The 22716-nt window shown below is 47.8% G+C and carries 20 protein-coding genes; 9 read left to right on the top strand and 11 right to left on the bottom strand.

The features are described from left to right. Positions 1 to 217: 217 nt before the first annotated feature. A complete protein-coding gene (gene hpf, locus LZP69_RS02090) occupies positions 218 to 583 on the bottom strand; it encodes a ribosome hibernation-promoting factor, HPF/YfiA family (RefSeq protein WP_234198522.1) in 366 nt (121 codons plus the stop codon). 275 nt (positions 584 to 858) lie between these two features. Between hpf and LZP69_RS02095 the strand changes: the two genes are divergently transcribed. Beyond that, positions 859 to 1545 carry a cytochrome b/b6 domain-containing protein gene (locus LZP69_RS02095; RefSeq protein WP_234198523.1) on the top strand — a complete coding sequence of 229 codons (687 nt, stop codon included), beginning with the start codon at positions 859 to 861 and terminating at the stop codon, positions 1543 to 1545. A 105-nt stretch (positions 1546 to 1650) separates the two neighbouring features. Here the strand turns inward: LZP69_RS02095 and LZP69_RS02100 are convergent, their stop codons facing one another. Then, positions 1651 to 2112 carry a c-type cytochrome gene (locus tag LZP69_RS02100; RefSeq protein ID WP_234198524.1) on the bottom strand — a complete coding sequence of 154 codons (462 nt, stop codon included), beginning with the start codon at positions 2110 to 2112 and terminating at the stop codon, positions 1651 to 1653. Between the two features lie 232 nt (positions 2113 to 2344). Between LZP69_RS02100 and trpR the strand changes: the two genes are divergently transcribed. Beyond that, positions 2345 to 2620 carry a trp operon repressor gene (trpR, locus tag LZP69_RS02105; protein WP_234198525.1) on the top strand — a complete coding sequence of 92 codons (276 nt, stop codon included), beginning with the start codon at positions 2345 to 2347 and terminating at the stop codon, positions 2618 to 2620. A gap of 91 nt (positions 2621 to 2711) precedes the next feature. Here the strand turns inward: trpR and slyD are convergent, their stop codons facing one another. Continuing rightward, a complete protein-coding gene (slyD, locus tag LZP69_RS02110; RefSeq protein ID WP_234198526.1) occupies positions 2712 to 3290 on the bottom strand; it encodes a peptidylprolyl isomerase in 579 nt (192 codons plus the stop codon). Between the two features lie 476 nt (positions 3291 to 3766). Between slyD and thrA the strand changes: the two genes are divergently transcribed. From thrA to thrC, 3 genes are read left to right on the top strand one after another with little or no spacing between them, the layout of a single operon-like run. Next, positions 3767 to 6229 carry a bifunctional aspartate kinase/homoserine dehydrogenase I gene (gene thrA, locus LZP69_RS02115; RefSeq protein WP_234198527.1) on the top strand — a complete coding sequence of 821 codons (2463 nt, stop codon included), beginning with the start codon at positions 3767 to 3769 and terminating at the stop codon, positions 6227 to 6229. Beyond that, on the top strand, positions 6226 to 7179 hold the full coding sequence (thrB, locus tag LZP69_RS02120) for a homoserine kinase (protein ID WP_234198528.1): 954 nt from the start codon (positions 6226 to 6228) through the stop codon (positions 7177 to 7179). Before thrA ends, thrB begins: the two co-directional genes overlap by 4 nt. A gap of 10 nt (positions 7180 to 7189) precedes the next feature. Further along, a complete protein-coding gene (gene thrC / locus LZP69_RS02125; RefSeq protein ID WP_234198529.1) occupies positions 7190 to 8470 on the top strand; it encodes a threonine synthase in 1281 nt (426 codons plus the stop codon). Positions 8471 to 8545: 75 nt separating this feature from the next. Here the strand turns inward: thrC and nfo are convergent, their stop codons facing one another. Continuing rightward, positions 8546 to 9412: a deoxyribonuclease IV gene (nfo, locus tag LZP69_RS02130; protein ID WP_234198530.1), complete on the bottom strand. Its 867-nt coding sequence runs from the start codon at positions 9410 to 9412 to the stop codon at positions 8546 to 8548. Between the two features lie 280 nt (positions 9413 to 9692). Here nfo and LZP69_RS02135 point away from each other — a divergent pair, with 280 nt between their 5' ends. Beyond that, positions 9693 to 10235 (top strand): hemerythrin domain-containing protein, encoded by a 543-nt coding sequence (locus tag LZP69_RS02135; RefSeq protein WP_234198531.1) that lies wholly within the window; start codon positions 9693 to 9695, stop codon positions 10233 to 10235. A gap of 150 nt (positions 10236 to 10385) precedes the next feature. Here the strand turns inward: LZP69_RS02135 and LZP69_RS02140 are convergent, their stop codons facing one another. The 5 genes from LZP69_RS02140 to LZP69_RS02160 all read right to left on the bottom strand — a co-directional run bounded on the left by LZP69_RS02140 (position 10386) and on the right by LZP69_RS02160 (position 17353). Then, the gene (locus LZP69_RS02140) at positions 10386 to 10577 is read right to left on the bottom strand and encodes a DUF3545 family protein (RefSeq protein WP_234198532.1); all 192 of its coding nucleotides are present in this window, start codon (positions 10575 to 10577) and stop codon (positions 10386 to 10388) included. A gap of 227 nt (positions 10578 to 10804) precedes the next feature. Beyond that, positions 10805 to 12442: a glucose-6-phosphate isomerase gene (pgi, locus tag LZP69_RS02145; protein WP_234198533.1), complete on the bottom strand. Its 1638-nt coding sequence runs from the start codon at positions 12440 to 12442 to the stop codon at positions 10805 to 10807. A gap of 14 nt (positions 12443 to 12456) precedes the next feature. Further along, positions 12457 to 13413 carry a transaldolase gene (gene tal, locus LZP69_RS02150; RefSeq protein WP_234198534.1) on the bottom strand — a complete coding sequence of 319 codons (957 nt, stop codon included), beginning with the start codon at positions 13411 to 13413 and terminating at the stop codon, positions 12457 to 12459. A gap of 255 nt (positions 13414 to 13668) precedes the next feature. After that, positions 13669 to 14769 carry an OmpA family protein gene (locus LZP69_RS02155; RefSeq protein WP_326490245.1) on the bottom strand — a complete coding sequence of 367 codons (1101 nt, stop codon included), beginning with the start codon at positions 14767 to 14769 and terminating at the stop codon, positions 13669 to 13671. A gap of 220 nt (positions 14770 to 14989) precedes the next feature. Beyond that, a complete protein-coding gene (locus tag LZP69_RS02160) occupies positions 14990 to 17353 on the bottom strand; it encodes a phosphoketolase family protein (RefSeq protein WP_234198536.1) in 2364 nt (787 codons plus the stop codon). A gap of 425 nt (positions 17354 to 17778) precedes the next feature. On the opposite strand from LZP69_RS02160, the gene LZP69_RS02165 reads away from it, so the two are divergent. Continuing rightward, positions 17779 to 19230 (top strand): alanine/glycine:cation symporter family protein, encoded by a 1452-nt coding sequence (locus LZP69_RS02165; protein ID WP_234198537.1) that lies wholly within the window; start codon positions 17779 to 17781, stop codon positions 19228 to 19230. A 153-nt stretch (positions 19231 to 19383) separates the two neighbouring features. Further along, positions 19384 to 20157, top strand: coding sequence for a peroxide stress protein YaaA (yaaA, locus tag LZP69_RS02170; protein WP_234198538.1), 774 nt, complete (start codon positions 19384 to 19386; stop codon positions 20155 to 20157). 97 nt (positions 20158 to 20254) lie between these two features. Here yaaA and LZP69_RS02175 read toward each other — a convergent pair whose 3' ends face one another. Then, positions 20255 to 21661, bottom strand: coding sequence for a M28 family peptidase (locus LZP69_RS02175; protein ID WP_234198539.1), 1407 nt, complete (start codon positions 21659 to 21661; stop codon positions 20255 to 20257). A 134-nt stretch (positions 21662 to 21795) separates the two neighbouring features. Here LZP69_RS02175 and LZP69_RS02180 point away from each other — a divergent pair, with 134 nt between their 5' ends. Further along, positions 21796 to 22092, top strand: a complete 297-nt coding sequence (locus tag LZP69_RS02180) for an ArsR/SmtB family transcription factor (protein WP_234198540.1) — start codon at positions 21796 to 21798, stop codon at positions 22090 to 22092. 167 nt (positions 22093 to 22259) lie between these two features. Here the strand turns inward: LZP69_RS02180 and rpsT are convergent, their stop codons facing one another. Further along, on the bottom strand, positions 22260 to 22526 hold the full coding sequence (gene rpsT, locus LZP69_RS02185) for a 30S ribosomal protein S20 (RefSeq protein ID WP_234198541.1): 267 nt from the start codon (positions 22524 to 22526) through the stop codon (positions 22260 to 22262). Positions 22527 to 22716 lie beyond the last annotated feature (190 nt).

Raw genomic sequence — 22716 nt, forward strand, 5'->3', positions numbered from 1 at the left:
AAAGTATAACAAGGGCTGACAGCATCGCTAGCTCGTTAGCTAATTTCCTTCGACTTTCCTTGCTGGAAAGCTTATCAGGCTGATATCACTGTGAGCCCCTGTTTTACTTTTATCAGGCACAGCTCTCTTTTGAATGGCTAGCGAAATACCTTATCTTGATTTGGTTCACCTAGCTTAAGCTTAGGTGCTTAGGTGGTGCTCGCCAGCCTGTTTTATTTTACGCTACATACTCCTGTTCAAAGATTTCTTCATCATTTGGGGTTTGAGTGAGTTCGTCTGTATAAATCTGGGTAATTCTTCTGGCACCTTCGGCTTTATGGGTGACACGATTGAGTTGTTTTTCGAGTTTTTGCCCTAATGCATTAATGGCAGCATAGAGATCGTCGTTGGTCGCCTGCGCAAACAGCGTATTGTTTGGGATCCCGACATTCGCTTCAATTTTAAAACCTTGCTTCTCTTGGGTGATGATGATGTGTGGATTGATCAGCTGAATATCGTGTCTGCTTAGCTTGTCTAGGCGGCTGCTAATGCGATCGCGGATAGGGTTGGTGACTTCGAAATCTTTACTCGTAATCTTCATCATATGTCTCACCTTCTTTTGCTTTCTTGATTTCAGATTACCAATTAATACCTCAAAAATTGTGATCTGGATCAAATTAGTTAAAGGCGAATAAACTGTTCGCTGTTTATTTGAGCCCTTAGACATTTTTGCTCAATAAAGCCTGAGATTTGCTTGTAATCCCATTCATTTAGGCTCATATTCGATTAGATAAGGTTAACCAGGTAAATCTATTTGCCTCCCGCCAGTGCTTCAAATATCATCGATCTCATCTTAGTTTTGCTGTTTGAGAGAGTGTTATGTCTGCTAGTCATTCCAGTTCCACCCACCTAACCCAAAAATTAAAGATATGGGATCTGCCGACCCGTCTTTTTCATTGGAGCATGGTACTACTGCTGGCTGCATTGTGGTGGAGCGCTGAGGTTGGCGAGATGCAATGGCATCAAATCTTTGCCTATAGTCTTATGGTGCTGATCCTCTTTCGTTTATTATGGGGCTTTATCGGTAGCGATACGGCGCGCTTTAGCCATTTTGTTAAGTCGCCAGCCCAGGTGCTGGCCTATATACGTCAGCCTAAAAGTGTGGTGATTGGCCATAATCCCCTCGGTGGTTATATGGTTGTCACCATGATTTTGGTGTTGCTACTGCAGTTGGTCACCGGCCTGTTTGCCACCGATGAGGTATTTACCGAGGGGCCACTCTATTCCTACGTCAGTGAAAGTGTCAGTGGTACTCTGACTTGGTTACATAAAATGAACTTTAATCTGTTACTCGTGTTGATCGCGCTACATATCCTGGCTGTGATCAGTCATGTTGTGAAAGGGGATAAGCTGGTGGGGGCCATGATCACAGGGCATAAGCGAGTAGCAGCCGATCTCTCTCCTCAACTGCGTTTTAGTTCTAACTTACTGGCGTTACTCTTGGTGGGTGTACTGGCGGGGCTAGCGGTCAATTATCTTATCTTGCCTCTAACAGCAATGCTCTAGGACACCTTGTTGTTAAAGTCAGCGGTAGCATTGGGAATTCAGCGGAAACATTGGAAATTGAGTTAGCGGCAAGGCCGCTAACTCCTTACTTCGACCAGGATAAGCTTAATCAGCCTTGTAGACGTCGTGACACCCTTTACAGCTCTTGCCTGTATTGATGAAGGCGGCCTTGATCGCATCTTTATCGTCAGATTGTGCAATCACAGCTAATTTTGCGGCATTCTCTTGGAATTGGCTCATTTTGCTGTCGAAATCGGCTTTATCTGTCCAGATTTTAGCTAAGGCTTCTGTATTGCCTTTATCTGAACCTGTAATGAATCCCTCTTCTGGGATCAGACTCAGTGCGGCAACATTGGTTGCGCGTTTGGCAAACACTGTTGCATCGAATGGCTTTTCACCTTTAAGCATGGCGCTCATGTCACCAAAGTTGTAGGCGATGACCTGGTATGCCGATTGGCGGTATTTGATTGCATGATCTGTGTCTTTAAAGTTGTTTGCCTGCACAGCCGTTGCGATAGCTAGGCTTCCTGTAAGGGCTAGTAGGCCAAGTTTTAGCTTATTATTCACTGTATCTTCCTCACGAATATCGTTATTGTGTGATCCTTCGCAAGCATTCTACGCGTAATTAAGCGCCAGATACCACCCATTTGTGATAAAAATTGTTGATATTTACTGGGGCAACTCGGGTTTGTTTTACGGTGGGAAAACTCAAATTTTTCCCAAACATCAATACTATTTTATTGGTGCAGGGTTTCTTGATACACTCGTGTAATGGTTTGTGAATACAAAGGTGTGTCGAGTGCGGGCTAATTGGGATTTAGTGTTAGAGAAAGTGATCACCCATCAGGACCAAGAAGCATTAATGGAGCTGTTTGAATTATTGCTGACAGAGGAGGAGCGCAGCGCCATCGCCGGGCGTTTAAAGGTGTTTCAGACTCTGCTGCGAGGGGAGATGAGCCAGCGTCAAATCGCTGCCGAATTCGAGATAAGCATTGCGACTATTACCCGCTGCTCCAACTATTTAAAGCATATGCCGGCAGCCCAGCGAGAGAAGATAAAAACCTTAATCTTATAGTCATGGCAGAGTCTCAGCACTCTACTTGTATCAAGATTCAAATAATAAAAAAGCTGACAAAATGTCAGCTTCTTTATTGGAATTTAATAGCTTAGTGGCGACAGCCACATCCACCGTTGCCATCGCAGCCTTCTTTGGCTTCTTTTTCGCTGTCATGACTACAGCAGCCGCCTTCGTGACTGTGATCGTGTCCACCACAGCTACCGCCAGCATGAATATGGCCATGGGCAATCTCTTCTTCGGTTGCATCACGTACAGTTAATACTTCGACATTGAAATTCAATGACTGTCCAGCAAGCGGATGGTTACCATCGACAACGACGACATCATCTTTCACTTCAGTGACCTGAACAGGGCGTTGACCCATTTCGGTTTCGGCGATAAAGCGCATGCCAGGGACGATATCTTCGATATCACCGAAGGCCGACAGCGGCACATCCTGACGAAGACCATCATGATATGGACCGTATGCTTGCTCTGCTTCAACTGTGACGTCGATTTTGTCACCAGCAGCTTTCCCTTCTAATGCGGCTTCAAGGCCTGGGATCATGTTTTCAGCACCATGAAGGTAAAGCATAGGCTCGCCTTCAAATGAGCTTTCAATCAGCTCACCTTGTTGGTTGGTTAAGCGGTAGTGAATGCTAACTGCTTTATGTTGGGTGATTATCATATCGCCTCCAATTCTAAATGTGGCGGCATTTTAGCTTGCTTTTTTGGCTTTGGCGATGACCTAGCTCTGTTTCTTGAACGAATTTTGTTTAAGTCACTTTACTTTTTGTTAGCTATTTGAGCTAGCGCTAATAAACTTGGCTATGGCATTTGAACTATGCCATTTGAACTATGACACTTGCCATTTAATGCCTTGACTTATGCCAATGAGATTAATTTTAATAAAAGTGAATGGGAGGCTTGACAGCTGACTATAAAAAAAGCAATTCTGTTAGCCTTAATTTATTAAAGAAGATAAATCACCCATTTTTTATGTTTAGCCTCAACTTTGTAATGACCACCATTATTACAACCACCACGATTACCAACGTGGGGGCAGGCTGAATATACGCAAATTTTAGGTATAGATTAACAAGCCCGCTCCCCTCAAAGGAGCGGGTTTTTTGTTTCTAGGGCGCGGTACACAAGGAGATAATGATGAAAGTGATGAAATTTGGCGGTACTTCGCTCGCAAATTGGCAGCGTTTTAAAACGACTGCCGAAATAGTGGTTAACAGCGCCGGTCAGGAACAGGTTGCCTTGGTGCTGTCGGCGCCGGCAACCGTGACTAACAGTCTGCTGGAAATGGTGGATCTTGCCGTTGAGGGGGAGTTTGCCCCTGTGCTTGACAGGGTCTCCTTGCTGTTTAAGCAGTTGTTTGCCGATGCGGCGCTTCTGTTATCGGCAGAGCAGCAAGAGGCTCTGGCCGGAGTATTAGCATCCCAGCTTGAGTTATGGCGCTGTAAGTTACAAGGCGTCGAGCTGCTCGGAGAGTGCCCCGATTTTGTGCGCGCCGAGATAGTGGTTGGTGGCGAGAGGATGTCGGCAGCCTTGATGGAACAGTTGCTCCTCGCGCAAGGATTAACGGCGCAGCTGCTGGTGCCGCAACAGCTGTTTCTGGCCAGCGGGGAGGTGCTCGAATCTGTGGTGGATATCGCCGCCAGTAAAGCCCGTTTTGCACAATTACCCTTGAGTCAGAGCCAGGTCTGGGTGATGCCAGGTTTTACCGCAGGCGATAAACAGGGACGGACAGTGACCTTAGGTCGTAATGGCTCAGATTACTCGGCGGCTGTGCTCTCTGCCTGTATCGATGCCAGTTGCTGTGAGATCTGGACAGACGTTGATGGTGTGTACAATACCGATCCCAGGGTTGTCAGTGACGCCAAACTCCTAACCCAGCTCAGTTATCAAGAGGCGATGGAGCTCTCCTATTTCGGCGCTAAGGTGCTGCACCCTAAGACTATTGCGCCTATCGCTCAGTATCATATCCCCTGTTATATCCGTAACAGTTTTAATCCCGATGCGCCCGGCACCTTAGTTTCCAGTCAAGCGGATAAGACAGGACTGAGAGTGAAAGCCATCTCTAATCTGGATCACCAGACCATGTTCGATATCGCTGGCCCCGGCATGAAAGGTATGGTGGGCATGGCGAGCCGCACTCTCGGCGCCATCTCCCGTGCTGGAGTGTCGGTTTCACTGATCACCCAAAGTTCGTCCGAGTACAGTATCAGTTTCTGCGTGGCGACCCAGGATGCTCAAAAGGTACGCTCGGCGCTGGAGCTGGAGTTTGAGCTGGAGTTAAAGAGCGAGATCTTAGAGCCTATCGCTATGCGCCATCAACTGGCTATCGTCTCCTTGATCGGCGATGGCATGCGAACCCATACCGGGGTGGCCGGCAAGTTCTTTCAGGCCTTAGCTCAGGCGAATGTAAATATAGTGGCGATTGCCCAGGGCTCGTCCGAGCGTTCTATCTCCGCGGTCATTGAACTTAGAAAGACTAAGCATGCCATCTCGGCTTGCCATCAGAGTTTCTTCGATGTGCAGCACTATTTAGATCTGTTTCTGGTTGGCTGTGGCAATATAGGCGCCGGGTTACTCGAGCAGATAAAGCTGCAGACAGAGATGCTCAAGGCTCAGCACATCACGATTCGCGTCTGCGGCATCGCCAACTCTAAGCAGATGGTGTTGGACGCCATGGGGGTCGATCTTAGCCATTGGCAGGGCAGGCTGAGTGATAGTCAGCAGGAGTGCGATCTGGACAAGATGCTACTCTGGGCCAAAGATCAGCAGCTACTCAACCCTGTGCTGGTGGATTGCACTTCGAGTCATCACGTAGCGGATAAGTATCTGGATGTGATGAATGCCGGACTGCATGTGGTCACTCCTAATAAGAAAGCCAACACCCGGGATATGGCCTATTACCATGCCTTGCGTCAGACCGCCCTAAAGCAGCGGCGTCAGTTCCTCTATGAAACCACGGTTGGCGCAGGTTTACCCGTTATCGATAATCTGAAAAAGCTCCTGTTTGCCGGTGATAAGTTGCAGAAATTTAATGGTATTTTATCTGGCTCTCTGTCATACATCTTCGGTATGCTGGATGAAGGAATGAGTTTGTCTGCAGCGACTCATATCGCCCGGGAAAAATGCTTTACTGAGCCCGATCCCAGAGATGACTTGAGCGGCATGGATGTGGCCCGCAAGGTGCTTATCCTTGCGCGGGAAGTGGGGATGGAGATAGAACTGAGCGATATAGTTGTAGAGTCTGTGCTGCCAGCTCATTTCGATGCCTCCGGCGATGTGGAGACCTTTATGCAAAATCTGCCTCAATTAGATGAGGCGGTGGCACAGCGGGTGACCAATGCCAAGGCGCAGGGAAAAGTGCTGCGTTATGTGGGGCAGATTGATGAGCAGGGCTGCCGCGTCAGCATAGTGGAGGTGGACAGCCAGTCGCCTCTCTATAGCGTGAAAGGCGGTGAGAATGCGCTCGCCTTCTATAGCCGTTATTATCAACCCATTCCTTTTGTGCTGCGAGGTTATGGCGCGGGTACAGATGTGACCGCTGCCGGCGCCTTTGCCGATCTACTAAGAACTTTAAACTGGACTCGTGAGGTAGGAATATGAGTTTGACTGTGTATGCCCCAGCATCGATGGGGAATGTGGGTGTCGGCTTCGATCTACTCGGCGCCGCGCTCGCCCCTATCGATGGCAGTCTGTTGGGGGATAGGGTCTCAATTGCACCGGCAATAAGTGATGTGAGCCTCACAGTTGTTGGGCAATGGGCTGGTAAATTGCCGGGCGATCCTAAAGCGAATATCGTGTTTCAGTGTGCACAGTTTTTCCTCTCCAAACTGGGGCGCAACCATGGCATTGCGATGACGCTGGAGAAAAACTTGCCGGTCGGCAGCGGTTTAGGTTCCAGTGCATCGTCCGTGGTGGCGGCTCTGTTTGCCCTCAATGAATATTTTGATCGCCCCTATGATGAGCAGGCGCTGCTGCGTTTAATGGGACAGTTTGAGGGGCAGATAAGTGGCTCAGTCCATTATGACAATGTGGCGCCTTGTTATTTAGGGGGCATGCAGCTGATGCTGGATACGCCAAGTCAGGTCTGCGACAGTCTGCCCATCTTTAAGGAGTGGTATTGGCTGGTGGCTTATCCTGGGATCTCACTCTCGACCGCTAAAATGCGCGCCTTGCTGCCTGAGGCTTATGAAAGATCTGTGGCGATCGATTTTGGCCGCTACTTAAGTGCCTTTGTCCATGCCTGTTATAAACAGGATGCTGCTCTCGCCATTGAGATGCTCAAGGATGTGATTGCCGAGCCTTACCGCGCCGATGAGATCCCAGGCTATCGTCAGGCGAGCGCAGCCCTGGCCGAACTTGGCATGTTAACCACAGGGATCTCCGGCAGTGGCCCGACTCTGTTTTGTGTGACCGATGATTTATCCAAGGCGCAAGCGGCTAAAGCCTGGCTCGATGGCAACTATATTCAGCCTGGCCTGGGATTTTCCCATATCTGTCAAATCGACTCCCAGGGCGCCCGGCGCGTAGACTTTGAAGAATCAAGTAATTAAGGCATAAACCATGGAACTGTATAATTTAAAACACCCAGAACAGAAGGTCAGTTTTACCGAGGCGGTCAAGCTGGGACTGGGACGAGACAGGGGGCTGTTTTTCCCAACCTTGATCCCTGTTATGGATAATATCGATGAGCTGTTAAACATGCCTTTTGTGGCGCGCTCGAAAGCGATATTAGGTGCCTGGCTGGCCCAGGAGATAGGTCAGAATTCGGTCGATAGATTAGTTGAAAACGCCTTTAATTTTGAGCTGCCACTGGTGAGTGTCGATGAGAAGCGTGCCTGTCTGGAGCTGTTTCATGGACCGACGCTGGCCTTTAAAGATTTTGGCGCTCGCTTTATGGCCCAATGTCTTAACCAACTGGCTGTGCAGGAGCGGGTCACCATTTTAACCGCCACCTCGGGCGATACCGGCGCCGCCGTAGCCGATGCCTTCTTTGGCTTAGATAAGATCAAGGTGATGGTACTCTATCCTAAAGGCAAGATAAGCGCGCTGCAGGAGAAGATGTTTACCACCTTAGGCGATAATATTCACACTGTTGCGGTCGAGTCGGATTTCGATGCCTGTCAGGATCTGGTTAAGGCCGCATTTGAAGATACCGAGGTGCGGGATGAGCTGCACCTTAACTCGGCCAACTCCATCAATATTAGCCGCCTGCTTGCACAGATCTGTTACTACTTCGAGGCGGTAGCGCAGTTTAAGCGTAGCCACAGTGACGATCCTGTCATCGCAGTACCGAGCGGTAACTTTGGTAACCTGACCGCGGGGCTGTTTGCCAAGGCGATGGGCCTGCCCATCAAGCGTTTTGTGGCGGCAACCAACAGTAATGATACTGTGCCTCGTTATCTGAGTGATGGCACATGGTCGCCTAAGTCGACTGTGGCGACCCTCTCTAATGCCATGGATGTTGCAGAGCCGAGTAACTGGCCCAGAGTCGAGGCGATAGTGCAGGCCATGGGGTGGAGCCTGAAGGATATAGTCGGTGTGGCATTATCGGAGGAGGAGACCCAGGCAGCCTTGTCTCAGCTGTATCAGTCTGGTTATCTATCTGAGCCCCATGCGGCCATCGCCGCGCAGGCGCTGACATTAACGCTGCAGCCAGGTGAGCACGGGATCTTCTTAGGTACGGCTCATCCGGCGAAATTTAAAGATGTAGTCGACAGTACGCTTGAACTCGATATTCCACTGCCTAGTGAGCTTGAGGCGGTGAAAGATAAAGCGAGTCTGTCGGTATCATTAACGCCCGATTTTACCGTGCTTAAGCAGCACATGCTGGCGAATTTATAATTCTCTGAATCACAAAGGATGTCCGTAAAGGTTAAAAGGCTAAGCAGATCTGCTTAGCCTTTGTTTTTATCACCGTTACTTATCAAGGAGTTTGGTCTGACTACGTAGCCAGTTGATCTCATCAGGCCAGATTTCTGGCTCTATTGTCTCTAAAATCAAGGGGATCCCTCGTGTGGCAGGCAGCTGCATAATAAAGCTGAAGGCTGCCTGACCGATATAACCGGCGCCGAGGGAATGGTGGCGGTCGACCCGGCTGTTCAGGGGCGTCTTGCTGTCATTGAGGTGCATTGCTTTTAAGTATTGATAACCCACTTGTTTGTCAAACAGAGCAAAGCTCTGCTCGCAGGCGGCCTCTGAGGTTAAGTCATAGCCGGCGGCGAACATGTGGCAGGTGTCTATACAGATGCCGACTCGGGACTTATCTTCAACCTTATCGATAATCTGCGCTAGCTGCTCGAAGCTGTGGCCGAGATTAGAGCCCTGGCCTGCGGTGTTTTCTATAACAGCAGTGACGCCCTGAGTCTTATCCAGTGCCCAGTTGATCGATTCGCTGATCCGCTTAAGACACTCATCAATTGAAATCTGTTTCAGATGACTGCCGGGATGGAAGTTAAGCAAACTCAGTCCCATCTGCTCGCAGCGCTGCATCTCTTCGAGGAAAGCCTCTCTAGAGCGAGACAGCTGCGCATCATCAGGGTGACCCAAATTAATGAGGTAACTGTCGTGGGGAAGTATGGCGTTGTGCCCAATATTGGCCTCGTCACAATGTTGCTTAAAACTCTCTATCTGTTTTTCACACAGGGGCGCCGCTTGCCAGCGGCGTTGATTCTTGGTGAATAATGCAAAGGCGTTGGCTCCAATTTTTTGGGCGTTAAGTGGTGCATTGGCGATACCGCCTGATGCACTGACATGGGCACCGATAAAATGGGTTGCTGCTTGCATAGTTATGACCTTAGGGCGTTGGCAAAAGAGTGGGGCTGACTCTAGCTTGTTTGAGGCAAGGGCTCAACTGAAAGACTGGCGTAAACTTTTATCGCCTGGCGAGTTACTTGTGTCAGGCATCATGGGTTCTAAATCTTTAAGTTATTAATATTTAGTGATTATTTTATATTCTATTTTTTTGATCTGGGTCAGATATTTATTCTCCATTCCGTATTAGTGTGAGTAAATATTCCACAATTGACTATAGTAACTAGAGGTATATTGATATATGGGGGTGACGATGTTAGCGAGACTTCATAGTGACCATAAGCATATCGCGATACTGTTAAAGCTATTAAATAACAAACAGGAAAGGTTAGAAAAGGGTGAAGTTGTCAACTTTAATCTCATTCGAGATGTTGTCGAATATATGCAAAGTTACGCCGAACATAGTCATCATCCTCTGGAAGATTTGATAAACGATTTTTATAGTCAGGCTTATCCGGCCGAGATGCTTGATAGAAAGTTAGCTCAAGAGCATGAGACGTTAAGCGAAAACTCTTCCCAGTTAATGGCAACTCTTAACCTTATCCTTAGCGATGTTCCGGTTCAGATAGAACAATTAAATCAGACGATTAAAGATTATGTTTCAATGCAGAAGGCTCATATGCTCTATGAGGAAGAGGTTATCTTTCCCATGTGGCAACAGGGGTTTAGCGAACAGGATTGGCAGGTGCTGAATGCAAAATGCCAGGAGCGACTGATAAGTGATCCGCTCTTTAGCGATGATGACAATCTGGTGTTTGAAGAGCTGCGAGAATATATCGCCAAAGCGGAAGAGTAAGTAAGCCTTTACCCTAATGCACTTGAACCAATGCGCCCGAGCCAATGCTCCTGAGAATGCTATTGCGGTGCTTAACTTAAGACTCCAGGCATAAAAAATCCGATATCTCAAAGGTATCGGATTTTTGTTTCTAAAGAGAAGGAGCAGTCTTTAGATTAGGAGGTTGTCAAAATCACATTCGAAAGAACTGTCGATATCCTGTAGCTCTTTAAGTAAACGGTGTTTTTCCTTAATCGCCTCAATTTCACGCCACTTTCGCTTCTTGTTTGAGCCTCGAGAACGACTGTTGGGTCTTTCAATGACGGTATCATCTAGCGCACTACCATAATCTAATCGATTCATGGCAACCTCCTTTTAGTGTATTTTTTCTAAACAATTAAATATCACACTTTTATTTTATGGTGCAATAAAAATGTTTCATTTTTGTTAATTTTTATCGCGAGTAAGATGAATTTTGTGACGGGATTAATAGAATAAAAACATTCTATTTTTTAAGTTATTAATTTTAAAGGAAAAGCCAGCAATCGCTGGCTTTTTACTTTTTGGCTGAAGAGGTGGGTAAGGCCTTTTTAGATACTTGCTCGTCTAAATTTATTGATGAGGCCATTGCTGGAAGCGTCCAGTTCGTTGGCATCACTATCGGCCTTCAACCTGGCAAGTACATCATTACCTAAGGTTTTTCCTAACTCGACACCCCATTGGTCAAATGAGTTGATATCCCAAATGGCGCCCTGAACGAAAGTTCTGTGTTCATAGAGGGCGATCAAGGCTCCCAGGGTTCCTGGTGTCAGCTTGTTCATCAATAGGGTGTTGCTTGGTTTGTTACCCGGCATCACTTTATGCTTGGCGATTAAGTTTTTTTCTTCATCGCTGAGCTGACTATGGCTCAGTTCTGCTAAGGCTTCCTCATAGGTTCGGCCCTGCATCATGGCCTGGGTTTGACCGAAGCAGTTCGATGCCAATTGCTGGTGATGCTCACCTAGGGGGTTATGGCTCTGCAGTGGCAGAATAAAGTCTGCCGGAATAAGTGGCGTGCCCTGATGGATCAGCTGATGGTAAGCATGTTGGCCATTGGTGCCTTCGCCACCCCAGATCACTGGTCCTGTGCTGTAGTTTACTGTTTCACCATTTAAGGTCACAGACTTGCCGTTACTCTCCATATCAAGCTGCTGAAAGTAGGCCGGCAGGCCGCGCAGGTAATGATCATAGGTTAACACCACATGAGACTGTGCCTGATGGAAATTGCCATACAGTAAAGAGAACAGCCCCATAATGGCTGGCATGTTTTTCTCTATTGGTGCATGAAGGAAATGTTCATCCATTGCCTTGGCGCCATCGAGCAGGGCATAGAAGTTGTCCATGCCGATTAACAGGGCGATTGGCAGGCCTATGGCTGACCAGAGGGAGTAACGTCCGCCGACCCAATCCCACATAGGGAAGATATTGTCTGCGTCCATACCAAACTCTGTGGCTTTGGTGACATTGGAGGTAACAGCCACGAAGTGTTTAGCCACATCGGCTTGGCAGCCGCCATTTGCCAGGAACCAGTCTTTAGCGCTCAGGGTATTGGTCAGGGTTTCCTGGGTGCCGAATGATTTCGATGACATGATGAACAGGGTGGTTTCCGGATTGACCAGGCGTAACTTCTCAACCAGGGAGGTGGCATCCACGTTGGCAACAAAGTGGCAGTTAAGCGATGGATTCCAATAGGGGCGCAGTGCCTGAGTTACAATCTTAGGGCCGAGGAAAGAGCCACCTATGCCAATGGCGACGATATCAGTGATTTTCTTGCCTGTGTAACCCAGCCATTGGCCTGAGGTCACGGCGTCAACAAACTTGGCCATCTTAGCCTGGGTCTGTTTGACTTCGGGGACAATATTGATGCCGTCGACACGAATATCCTGATCGGAGTTTGCGCGCAGTGCCGTGTGTAATACTGCGCGTTTCTCGGTGTTATTGATGATTTCACCCTTGAACATCGCCTGGATCTTGGCCGTCAGATTGCACTCTTCTGCTAGGGATACCAGGAGTTTCAGGGTTTCGTCTGTGGCGCGGTTTTTAGAATAATCTAAAAATAAACCGCAAGCCGATAGCGACATCTTATCGAAGCGTTCGCTATCAGATTCAAACAAGGTACGCATATGGGGCAGCTTGGCACTGTGCTGCTCAAGCTGAGGCCATAAGGTACTTTGGGTTAACTTTGTCATTGTTCCTCCTGAACTTAACCTTGTAGCTGAGCTGTCAGCATCTGCTCCAGTTTCTCTTGGTCTATGGCAAAGTTACGGATCCCTTCGGCTAATTTCTCAACCGCCATGGCATCTTGGTTGAACTCCCAGCGGAACTGGGCTTCTGTCATTGCTGCGCCCGGTGCGACAACTTCGGTTGTTGCGTGGAGCTTTTGTACCACAGGGGCACTAGAGTTAGCCAGCTCTTCGAGCAGCCCAGGGCCGATAGTGAGACGATCACAACCGGCAAGTTCCATGATCTCGCCTGTATTGCGGAAGCTGGCTCCCATCACAACGGTATTAAAGCCATGGCGCTTGTAGTAGTTGTAGATGTTGGTTACCGAAACGACACCAGGATCTTCATTGGCTGCATAATCAAGCCCAGTGTCTTTTTTATACCAATCGAGAATTCGGCCAACAAAAGGTGAGATAAGGTAAACACCAGCTTCGGCGCAGGCACGGGCCTGAGCAAAACAGAAGAGCAGAGTCAGGTTACAGTTGATACCTTCCTGTTCCAGCTGTTTAGCCGCACAGATCCCTTCCCAAGTTGAAGCCAGTTTGATCAGGATGCGAGATTTATCTATGCCCGCTTCTTGGTAAAGCTTGATGAGTTTATGAGCTTTCTCTATTGAAGCGGCTTTGTCGAATGAGAGCCTGGCATCCACTTCGGTAGAGATGCGACCTGGAACAATTTTTAAGATCTCGACACCGATATTGACAGCTAACTTATCACCTGCATCTTCTACTTGCTGAGCGAGGTCATCACTCTGGCCTTTAGCCCATTCGATAGCGTTATCGATCAGGTGTTGATATTCAGGGATTTGGGCTGCTTTTAGGATTAGCGATGGATTGGTGGTGGCATCTTCTGGGTGATAACGCTTAATCGCTTCAATATCACCGGTATCGGCAACTATGGTAGTGAGTGACTTAAATTGTTCGAGTGTATTGGCCATGAAAATTACATCCTTTCTAATCTGCAGCTTGTGTTATTTACTAACGCTATTAGACGCGATCTTGGCATATTTTCCAACCATAAGTGAAAAAAAATTACCAAAAAGTTACTTTGTGTCAGTAAATTCCTGCTGTGCTTGACTCTCTTAATATGCTTGGTTTCACTTCTAAAGTGTAAAGTATAACTTTATTGTCCGAATTGGAAAAAAATCGCTGCTGTGCAACGATTTTTACAAGTGCGGCCAAGGTCATAAAAATTACTTTAATATCGGTTTTTTCATTTCACCACTGACATGAGCCTCAATCCGGCGGTTAACGCTATGGGCTTGTGGATTATTGCCTTGCGCTACTGGTTGGGTTACGCCGTATCCCTTTGCCGTGATGCGCTCGCCAGTGATACCGTATTTTTCTATCAACATATTCCTGACTGCATTAGCCCGGCGATCCGAGAGTTGCATATTGTAATCGGGATCCCCGATATTCGATGAGTGGCCGGCAAGTTCGACCACGACCCGTTCATTTTCTTTCATGTAGCTGGCCAGCTTATCCAGTTCGTCGTGATGCTCCTCTTTGATCACATCTGAATCATTCTCAAAGTTGATATGATCCAATTGAAAATCGACTGTTCCCTCGACGAAGTGATACTGGGTACATCCCATGGCATCGGTCAAGTGAGTGGCTGGGGTGTCTGGACATTGATCCTGCTCGTTATTGACGCCGTCGTTATCATCATCCATAGGGGCCATGGCAGCTGGCGCTGGCTCTGATGTATAACTGCCAAAACGCCACAGTAGGGCTAAGCCGTAGTAGTTACTCTCCATCTCCAGCGTGTTCCACACGGTTTCATCAAGATTTTCATAGCGACGGTATTTGGCTTGCACCTTGAGGTTGTCTGTTATCTGATAACCAAGGCCGACCCCAATATAGGGGGCGATACCGTTATCGCTGTAATATTCGCTGCCCCACTGTTTATTGTTATAGATAAGGTAGTGCATTGCCCCAGCTTCAGCCGAAAATGTGAATCGAGTGAATAGGGGCCAGGAGGTGACCAGCCCGGCAGCGACGCCATGGGCACCGACATCATTCAGCTTGCCTGAATAATCTGTCCATTCGGCGCGACCGAGTTCACGATAGCCCAGTTCGACACTAAAGTTGTCGCTAAACAGGTAGCCGGCGAACAGATCCCAGGCGTAGGGCTCATCTTCGCCACACTCTCTCATGGTTTTCTGATCGCAGTTAGGCTCATAGTTATTGAGTCCAAGACCGGCCCCAAGATACCAGGGGCTGAGTTCCTGAGCGGCTTGAGCCGAAAAGGGAAGTGCACAGACTAATAGCATGGCTTGTAATTTATTGTTCATCATCAAATCCTTTTCTCCCAGATAGTTTTTAGTCGCTAAAAACATGCTGACACTGAGTGAAGAACCCTTTTGCTATTATTGCCAGCATTAGTAGTATCTGATGTAAACCGAAATATTTCCAATAAGGGGGCAGCTTTTTTGCCCCCGCAGGGTGGAGAACCAATAAAAAAGGTGCTTTATAAAAAGCACCTTTTTTGGGTTTTACTTTGGGGTTAACCCATTATCGAGTCCAGTTCCAATTTTCGATATTGCTCGGGTCGACACCGTTGGCCTTGATATAGTTTCTGTGGTCAACCAGGCGTTGCAGCATATCGGTTGTGATGGCGACGTGCTGAGTCTCATCGATAACACCTTGCTGGAACAGCTTATAAGCCATGTCGATCACTAAGTGATAGCGTGAGGTACCGTTACGCACACCCATATCGAATGGGGTTGTGGTCGAGCCTTCCTCTTCATAGCCTTTGATACGGAATCTATGGCTGCCTTTATAATCGAACACTAGCTTCTTAATGGTATTGGGATAGCCGTGATAGTTAAATACCACACCTTTATCTGTGGTGAAGATCTCATCCATGCGCCAGGGCTTGCTCTGGAATTTAGGACTGCCTAAGCCACTACTGGTCAGTTCGGTCACACTGACAAAACGCACCCGCACCCGAGGCAGTAGTTCTCGCAGCAGTACCAGTGACGCCATACACTCCTGAGTCACATAGTCACCACAACCTGCAAGCACCACATCTGGATTTTCATCAGAGGCAAAGTCCCAGATCATCACGCCGTCTTTTACCTGCTGTCTCGCCTCATCCAGTGTCAGCCATTGAGGCAGCTCTTTCTTACCGGCGGCGATAATGTTGAGTTTATCGCGGTCGGCAAAGGCACGCTCTGTGTAAACCAGAGTCGTGTTGGCATCGGCTGGCAGATAGGCAGAGATAATCTTCGGATGCTTCTCTAACATGGCGCCGAGGAAAGAGGGGTTTTGGTGTGAGTAACCGTTATGATCCTGACGTTCAAGCAGGGAAGATAGAACCACGTTGCAGGCCGGAACCGGCTTGCGGAAATGCACCCCTTGGCTCGCGTAAACATATTTACAGTATTGGTCGGCCATGGAAGAAACCACTTGTGAGAATGACTCATAGGTGGGGAACATGCCGTGACGCCCAGTAACCGTATAACCGTGTAGCATACCAAACAGCAGGTTTTCAGAGAGCAGTTCTAATACTCGGCCATCACGGGACATATCTTCATCCCAGCTTTCGATTGGCCATTGCCAGGCGCGATCAGTCTCTTCGAATACAGCCTGTAACTGGTTAGAGTAAGTTTCGTCTGGACTGAAGATGCGCAGGTTGCGCTGATCCCGGTTGAGCTTGAACGCATCGCGCATCCACTGACCCATTTTCAACATAGAGTAGCCACGGGTGCCGCGAGGCGTCTCGGCGCCATAGGCTAAGGTGGTCAGATCCGGCGTTGCCAGTGCACGAACCACTTCGCCGCCATAACTCAAATGTTGTCTGCCACAGGTGAGTTCTTTGGGTGGCAACAGGGATTGAATATCTTTATCGAACACAATTTGGTTATTGTCATCGATGCTATAAAGTTCATGGAACTTGTAGCTAGCAAGCCAGCCGTCTAATGCAGCAAGATGCCCTTTGTCAGTGGCACACTTGTTAACGATCACTTGGTGTGACTCACAGTTGCCTTCCAGTTTCTTACCATTGTCTTCGGCGACACCTGTCCAGCCTTTGGCCGTGCGCATCAAGATCACTGGCCATTGAGGCTTAACCACGTCCTCACCGCCGCGGGCACGTTTCTGGATGGCGTTGATCATCTCATAGCTGGTGTCCATGGCTTTAATCATCTGCACATAGACATCTTCTTCTAGCTCGCTGTCCACTATGATGGGGAAATAACCTAAACCCTTAAATTCAAGCTCAAGTTCTTCATGGCTCATGCGGCCCATGCGGGTCGGGCCTGAGATCTTATAGCCATTGATGTGGACGATAGGCAGCACAGCGCCGTTATTGGCCGGGTTGACCAAACGGTTTGCATACCAAGAGGCCGCTAATGGGCCGGTTTCTGATTCACCATCGCCTATCAGTACCGCGGCGATAAGGTCTGGATTATCCAGCACGGCTCCCCAGGCAACCGAAAGGGAATAACCCAATTCACCGCCTTCTAGAATTTGGCCAGGTGCTTCGGGGTTAGCATGTGAAGGGTAGCCATAGGCGGCTGAAAATTTCTTACAAATATCTTCGATGCCAGTCTCGTTATAGGGGATGATGTCTGGATAATAGTGGCTGAGAGAGCCTTCCATGAAGAGGTTGGCTTGAACGGCGGGGAAACCATGACCAGGGCCGACTAAGTAGAGGAAAGAGCGATTATTTTTCTTGATGAGACGATTGACGTTAGCGTAGACGAAGTTGATACCCGGACAAGTTCCCCAGTGGCCTAATAGTCTGGGCTTTATATCACCATGTTCCAGTGGGCGTTTGTGTAACACATTCTTTTTCAAGTATATTTGTGATGTGGCGAGAAAGTTGGTCGCCCTAACAAATTTCTTGAGTGCAGTTATCTCTTGTTGTGACATAAAGAACCTCATTAGTTGTAAGCTAAGAATCAATAAAATCGCATGTAGTCACTATATTTGTTGTTTTATTACAAAAATGTGTTCGGTATCTGATTTTTGTAAACTCAATTAAACTGAGTTAACACTAATTAACTTTGGTAAACTCTGAGTTACTACAAGTTAATAATGTAGTCCATTTGTATCTTTGGTGTGACGAGTGTGTCGTTTAAATAGCCAATTGCGAGCGGGGTCACGTAGGTATTTTTGGTAGATGTGTTATTTTGATGGGTTCAATAGCAAAGGGACGCAGTTATCGCATGCTTGAAGGTCAGTCTTAAGGTATTAATCTTCTGTTATTTTTAGAACAAAATGGAAACATATTAACAATTAATTATTTTAGCTGAATCCATTTTCAGTTAACTCATTTGAAGAGAGAAGCAAAAGTTATGTTTGAATCATTCGTCAATGTCATTGAGTCGGTTATCGACGCTCTCAATGGCATGTTATGGGGAAGCGTACTGATCTATGTCCTGGTCTTAGCTGGTCTGTTTTTTACCCTTAGATTAGGTTTTATCCAGTTCAGATTGTTTGGCCACGGGGCTAAGCTTGTTATCCAAGGCAGAGAAAAGACTGACGGACTCTCCTCATTCCAGGTTTTTTGTACCTCTATGGCCGCGCGCGTAGGTACAGGCAATATGGCCGGCGTGGCCGTCGCTATTACTGTCGGCGGTGCCGGTGCGATTTTCTGGATGTGGTTGATAGCCTTGCTGGGCATGGCTACTGCGTTTGTCGAATCCACACTGGCGCAGGTCTATAAAGAGCGTGATAGCGATGGTCAGTACCGCGGTGGTCCGGCTTACTACATGGAAAAAGGCTTAGGTAAGCGCTGGATGGGCAGCCTGTTTTCTGTGCTGCTGATCATTGCCTTTGGTTTTGCCTTTAATGCTGCGCAGGCTAATACCATCACAGATGCGCTCAATAATGCCTTTGGTATTGATAAGACGGTGATGGGGCTGATAATCGTGACCATGACAGGATACATTATTGTCGGTGGCCTGCGAAAAGTGGCTAATGCCTCTGAACTTATCGTGCCGGTAATGGCCGTAGTTTACCTGGCAATCGCCCTGGTTGTCTTGGTGATGAATATTGAAAAGGTACCCGATGCACTCGTGTTTATCGTCAAGAGCGCCTTTGGCTGGCAAGAGGCTACCGGCGGCATGATGGGCGCCATCATGGCGGGTGTAGCTCGTGGTCTGTTCTCTAATGAAGCAGGTATGGGCAGCGCGGCCAATATTGCCGCCTCTGCTTCACCTAACCCTAATCATCCTGCCTCTCAAGGTTTTGTGCAGATGATAGGCGTATTTGTTGACACGCTTGTTATCTGCACCGCATCGGCGGCTATTATTCTGCTGTCTGGGGTATTGGATAATCCTGGCGATCAGAAAGGGATTGGACTGTTGCAGTTAGCCTTGAGCAATGAGATGGGCGCCTGGTCAACCTACTTTATTTCATTCGCTATCTTGCTGTTTTGTTTCTCTTCAATCATAGCCAACTACAGCTATGCAGAGAATAACATCCTGTTTTTATGTAAGAGCAAGAAAGTGCTGTATGTGTTCCGCGCGCTGGTTCTGGCTATGGTGATGGCGGGCTCGGTTGCCTCATTACAGCTGGTCTGGAACTTTGCAGATGTCTCTATGGGCTTAATGGCGCTGGTGAATATTGCAGCCATCATGATGCTTTCTAAAGTCGCCTTTGCGGTGATCAAAGATTATGAGAAGCAGGTGAAGCAAGGTCTGGAGCCCACTTTTGACTCAGCTAAGTTTCCTGGGATCGCTAACGCCCAGGATGATATCTGGCAAGGGCAGGCGACTGAGCTTCAAGGTGAGTCGCAAAAGTAGTGCAGTTTTAATCGTAAATTAGCACTAGGCTGTTACGGCTGAACTGAAATATCAATTAGCACTATCTAAAAAACCACGCGCCTTAGCGTGGTTTTTTTATGTCAGCATCAGTATGATGGAGCCAATTAACTTGCTCTTAGTAAAGGATGTTAGATGCTGATTTTAGTCTCTCCAGCCAAGACATTGGATTATGACAATCCCGCCAAAACCGCTGAATATACCCAGCCAGATTTACTTTCCCACAGTCAGGAGTTGATTCAGGTGTGCCGTGAGTTAACCCCGGCAGATATCGCCTCCCTGATGAAAGTCAGTGATAAGATAGCGGGGCTGAATGCCGCGCGTTTTGAGTCCTGGACACCAGAGTTTACTCCAAACAATGCTAAGCAGGCGCTGTTTGCTTTTCGCGGTGATGTCTACACAGGCTTAGATGCCGACAGTTTATCTAAGGCGAGCCTTGAGCGGGCGCAGAAGCAGTTACGCATCTTATCAGGACTTTATGGATTATTGCGGCCACTGGATCTGATGCAGGCCTATCGTCTGGAGATGGGCACTAAGCTGGCCAATCCTAGAGGTGCTAACCTGTATCAGTTCTGGGGCGAGGTAATCACGGATAAGGTAAATCAGGCGTTAGCGGCCCAGGGCGATGAGATTATTGTGAACCTGGCTTCCAACGAGTATTTCAAATCGGTTAAACCCAAACAGCTGCAAGGGCAGTTGATCACGCCAGTGTTTAAGGATAAGAAGAACGGCCAATACAAGGTGATCAGTTTCTTTGCCAAGAAGGCTCGCGGTATGATGGCGCGTTACCTGCTGGATAACAAGGTTAAAGACTATGATGGCCTAATTCAGTTTGATACCGGCGGCTACTATTACAGTGAGGCCGAGTCCAGCGTGAATGAGCCAGTCTTCTTGCGTGAAGAGCAATAATCAACTTTAACCCAAGGGTTTGTTCTTAATAAAATGCCAATCACGCTAAATTTCATAAGTGGTGACTGGCATTTTTTATCGACTCAGCAAAAGAGGTTTATTTATCCTGCTGTTGCAGCGGTCTTAGGTTAATTTCAGATTGTGCCATCAAGTAGGCAAACTGGGCGTAGGCAGCTGCATTTTGCGCTAATGCCTTAGGATCTATCTTGTCTAAGGTATCGTTTGGCGTATGGTGATAGTCGAAATAGTCTGTGCCATCTTGACGAAGTGATGCCACGGGCACGCCATAGGATGGCAACATAGAGACATCAGGGCCGCCTGAGCCAGTGTTATCACCCAGTTCAACGCCATTAGCCTGCATACTGGCGCTATGGGTCTTAATTGCGTCTAACGCCTGCTGAGCCACCTTAAAATCGATGCGGTAAATCTCACCCGCGCCAAAGTCTGACTCGGCGGCGATATAGTGCTTATCCAACTCAGCTTGATGGGCCTTGGCATAGGCCTTACCACCGACTAAACCAACCTCTTCGGCTGCATACAGTACAACCCTAACCGTGCGGGCCGGTTTTTGTGGCAGCTTAGAGATCAAGTGACCAGCTGTGGTGACAATGGCCACGCCTGCTCCATCATCGATAGCACCCGTACCTTCATCCCAAGAGTCTAAGTGCGCGCCTATTAGCACTATCTCATCGGGTTTGGTGCTGCCGCTGACTTCGGCTATCACATTATAGGAGGTGGCAAAGCCTTGGTTTTCGGCCGAGAGCTCGAGGTGCACTAAGACGTTAGGATCGCGCTTTAACATCAGGCCTATCAGATCCGCATCCGGATTGGACATGGCGGCAGCAGGTATTTTTGTGACATCCTCCTGGTAGCGCATTATGCCGGTATGCGCCATGCGGTCATGATCTGTGCCTATGGAGCGGATCATAATGGCAACGGCGCCCTTTTTGGCAGCTTCTACGGCACCTTTAGAGCGGCCGCCGACTGTGATCCCGTAACCTTTGCCGTTTTTAAAGCGGGGGGTGATGTTATCGATAAAGGCGATTTTCCCTTTGAGGCTATCGGCAGGGGCGGCTTCTAAGTTGGCTAAGGTAGCAAAACGCGCCACAGGCGCCGTTATTCCGCCCTCAGGTGTTGCCACACTGCCACCTAAGGCTGTGATAACCAGAGGCTGAGGATAGGGCGAGATGACTTGAGCCTTGGCGTCGCCGCGATGCCAGACGGGCACTTGCACTGCTTCTTTATAAACTTTGTCAAACCCTAGGGTGCTCAGCTTAGCTTCGGCCCATTGCACAGCAACAAGATCCTGTGGGCTTCCGGCCAGTCTTGGCCCGACTTCAACTGTCAGTGATTCGACAATTTCGTACGCCAAGTTTGAGTCTAATGCCTGTTGTTTAAGTTGCAGGCTAACATCCTGATTTTCGTCTTTTGTTAGTGTGCTTTGACAGCCTATTAATGTGGTCAAAAAGAGGCTACAGACCAAGAGAAGAGGGGAGCTTTTCATGAGTTTCCTTAATTTTTACTACGTATGTCCCATTTTTGAAAACAATCTAACAAAAAGTGTGCTTCATGTCCCGACTATATCTTTAAGTCAAGGCTATATTAGTGCGGGGTTTGATTTAGGAGAAATAGCTCGTAATGAATATAGAACTAATGCAACAACGAGCGGACAATGCTGTTGTATTGCTTAAGGCGTTAGCGAATGAGCGCCGGTTATTTATTTTGTGTTACCTTCTCAGCGAAGGTGAGATGTGTGTCGGCGAAATGAATAAGAAGCTAGGCCTAAGTCAGTCTGCGTTGTCGCAGCACTTAGCCTGGCTTCGTAAAGATAACTTAGTCGAGACACGTAAAGAAGCGCAAACCGTGTTTTACTCGCTCAAGAGTAAAGAGGTTTCAGAGATCATCAAGTTACTGAACAATTTCTATTGTCATTAATGTTGAGCTTGGCTTGCTGCAAAACTGGCATAGTGCAAATTATGCCAGTTTTTTTTATTTTTATTCTGAGGCTAGCTGAAAGGCTGCTGGTTTTAAACTCAAGCTAAGTCTAAAACTCGGGCACAAAAAAACCGGCTTAAGCCGGTTTTTTTATTTCGCCAGTAAAATTAAGCAACAAGTGCTTTAATTTTAGCGTTTAGGCGAGACTTATGACGAGCAGCTTTATTCTTGTGAATAAGGCCTTTAGTCGCCATACGGTCAACAATTGGTTGTGCAGCGTTAAACGCTTCAGTAGCCGCTTTGTGATCGCCAGCGTTGATTGCAGCGATTACTTTCTTAACGTATGAACGTAACATAGAACGACGGCTAGCGTTGTGCTGACGACGTTTTTCAGATTGAAGCGCGCGCTTCTTTGCAGACTTGCTATTAGCCAAGGTGCAACTCCTAAAAGGGTTAGATATTTTTAAAGGTCGAGGAATATGCCTTTTTTTTGTCACTTTGTCAATGACAATGATCGGATCTTTAGCTTAAAGATAAATTAATCCGAGCAGTCTTAGCTATCTTCAACCTAACTCGTGTAATATGGTGCGCAATTCTAGCAGTAAAAACTGCGTGGTGACAGGG

It is taken from the genome of Shewanella sp. AS1 (assembly GCF_021412565.1).
GTDB lineage: Bacteria > Pseudomonadota > Gammaproteobacteria > Enterobacterales > Shewanellaceae > Shewanella.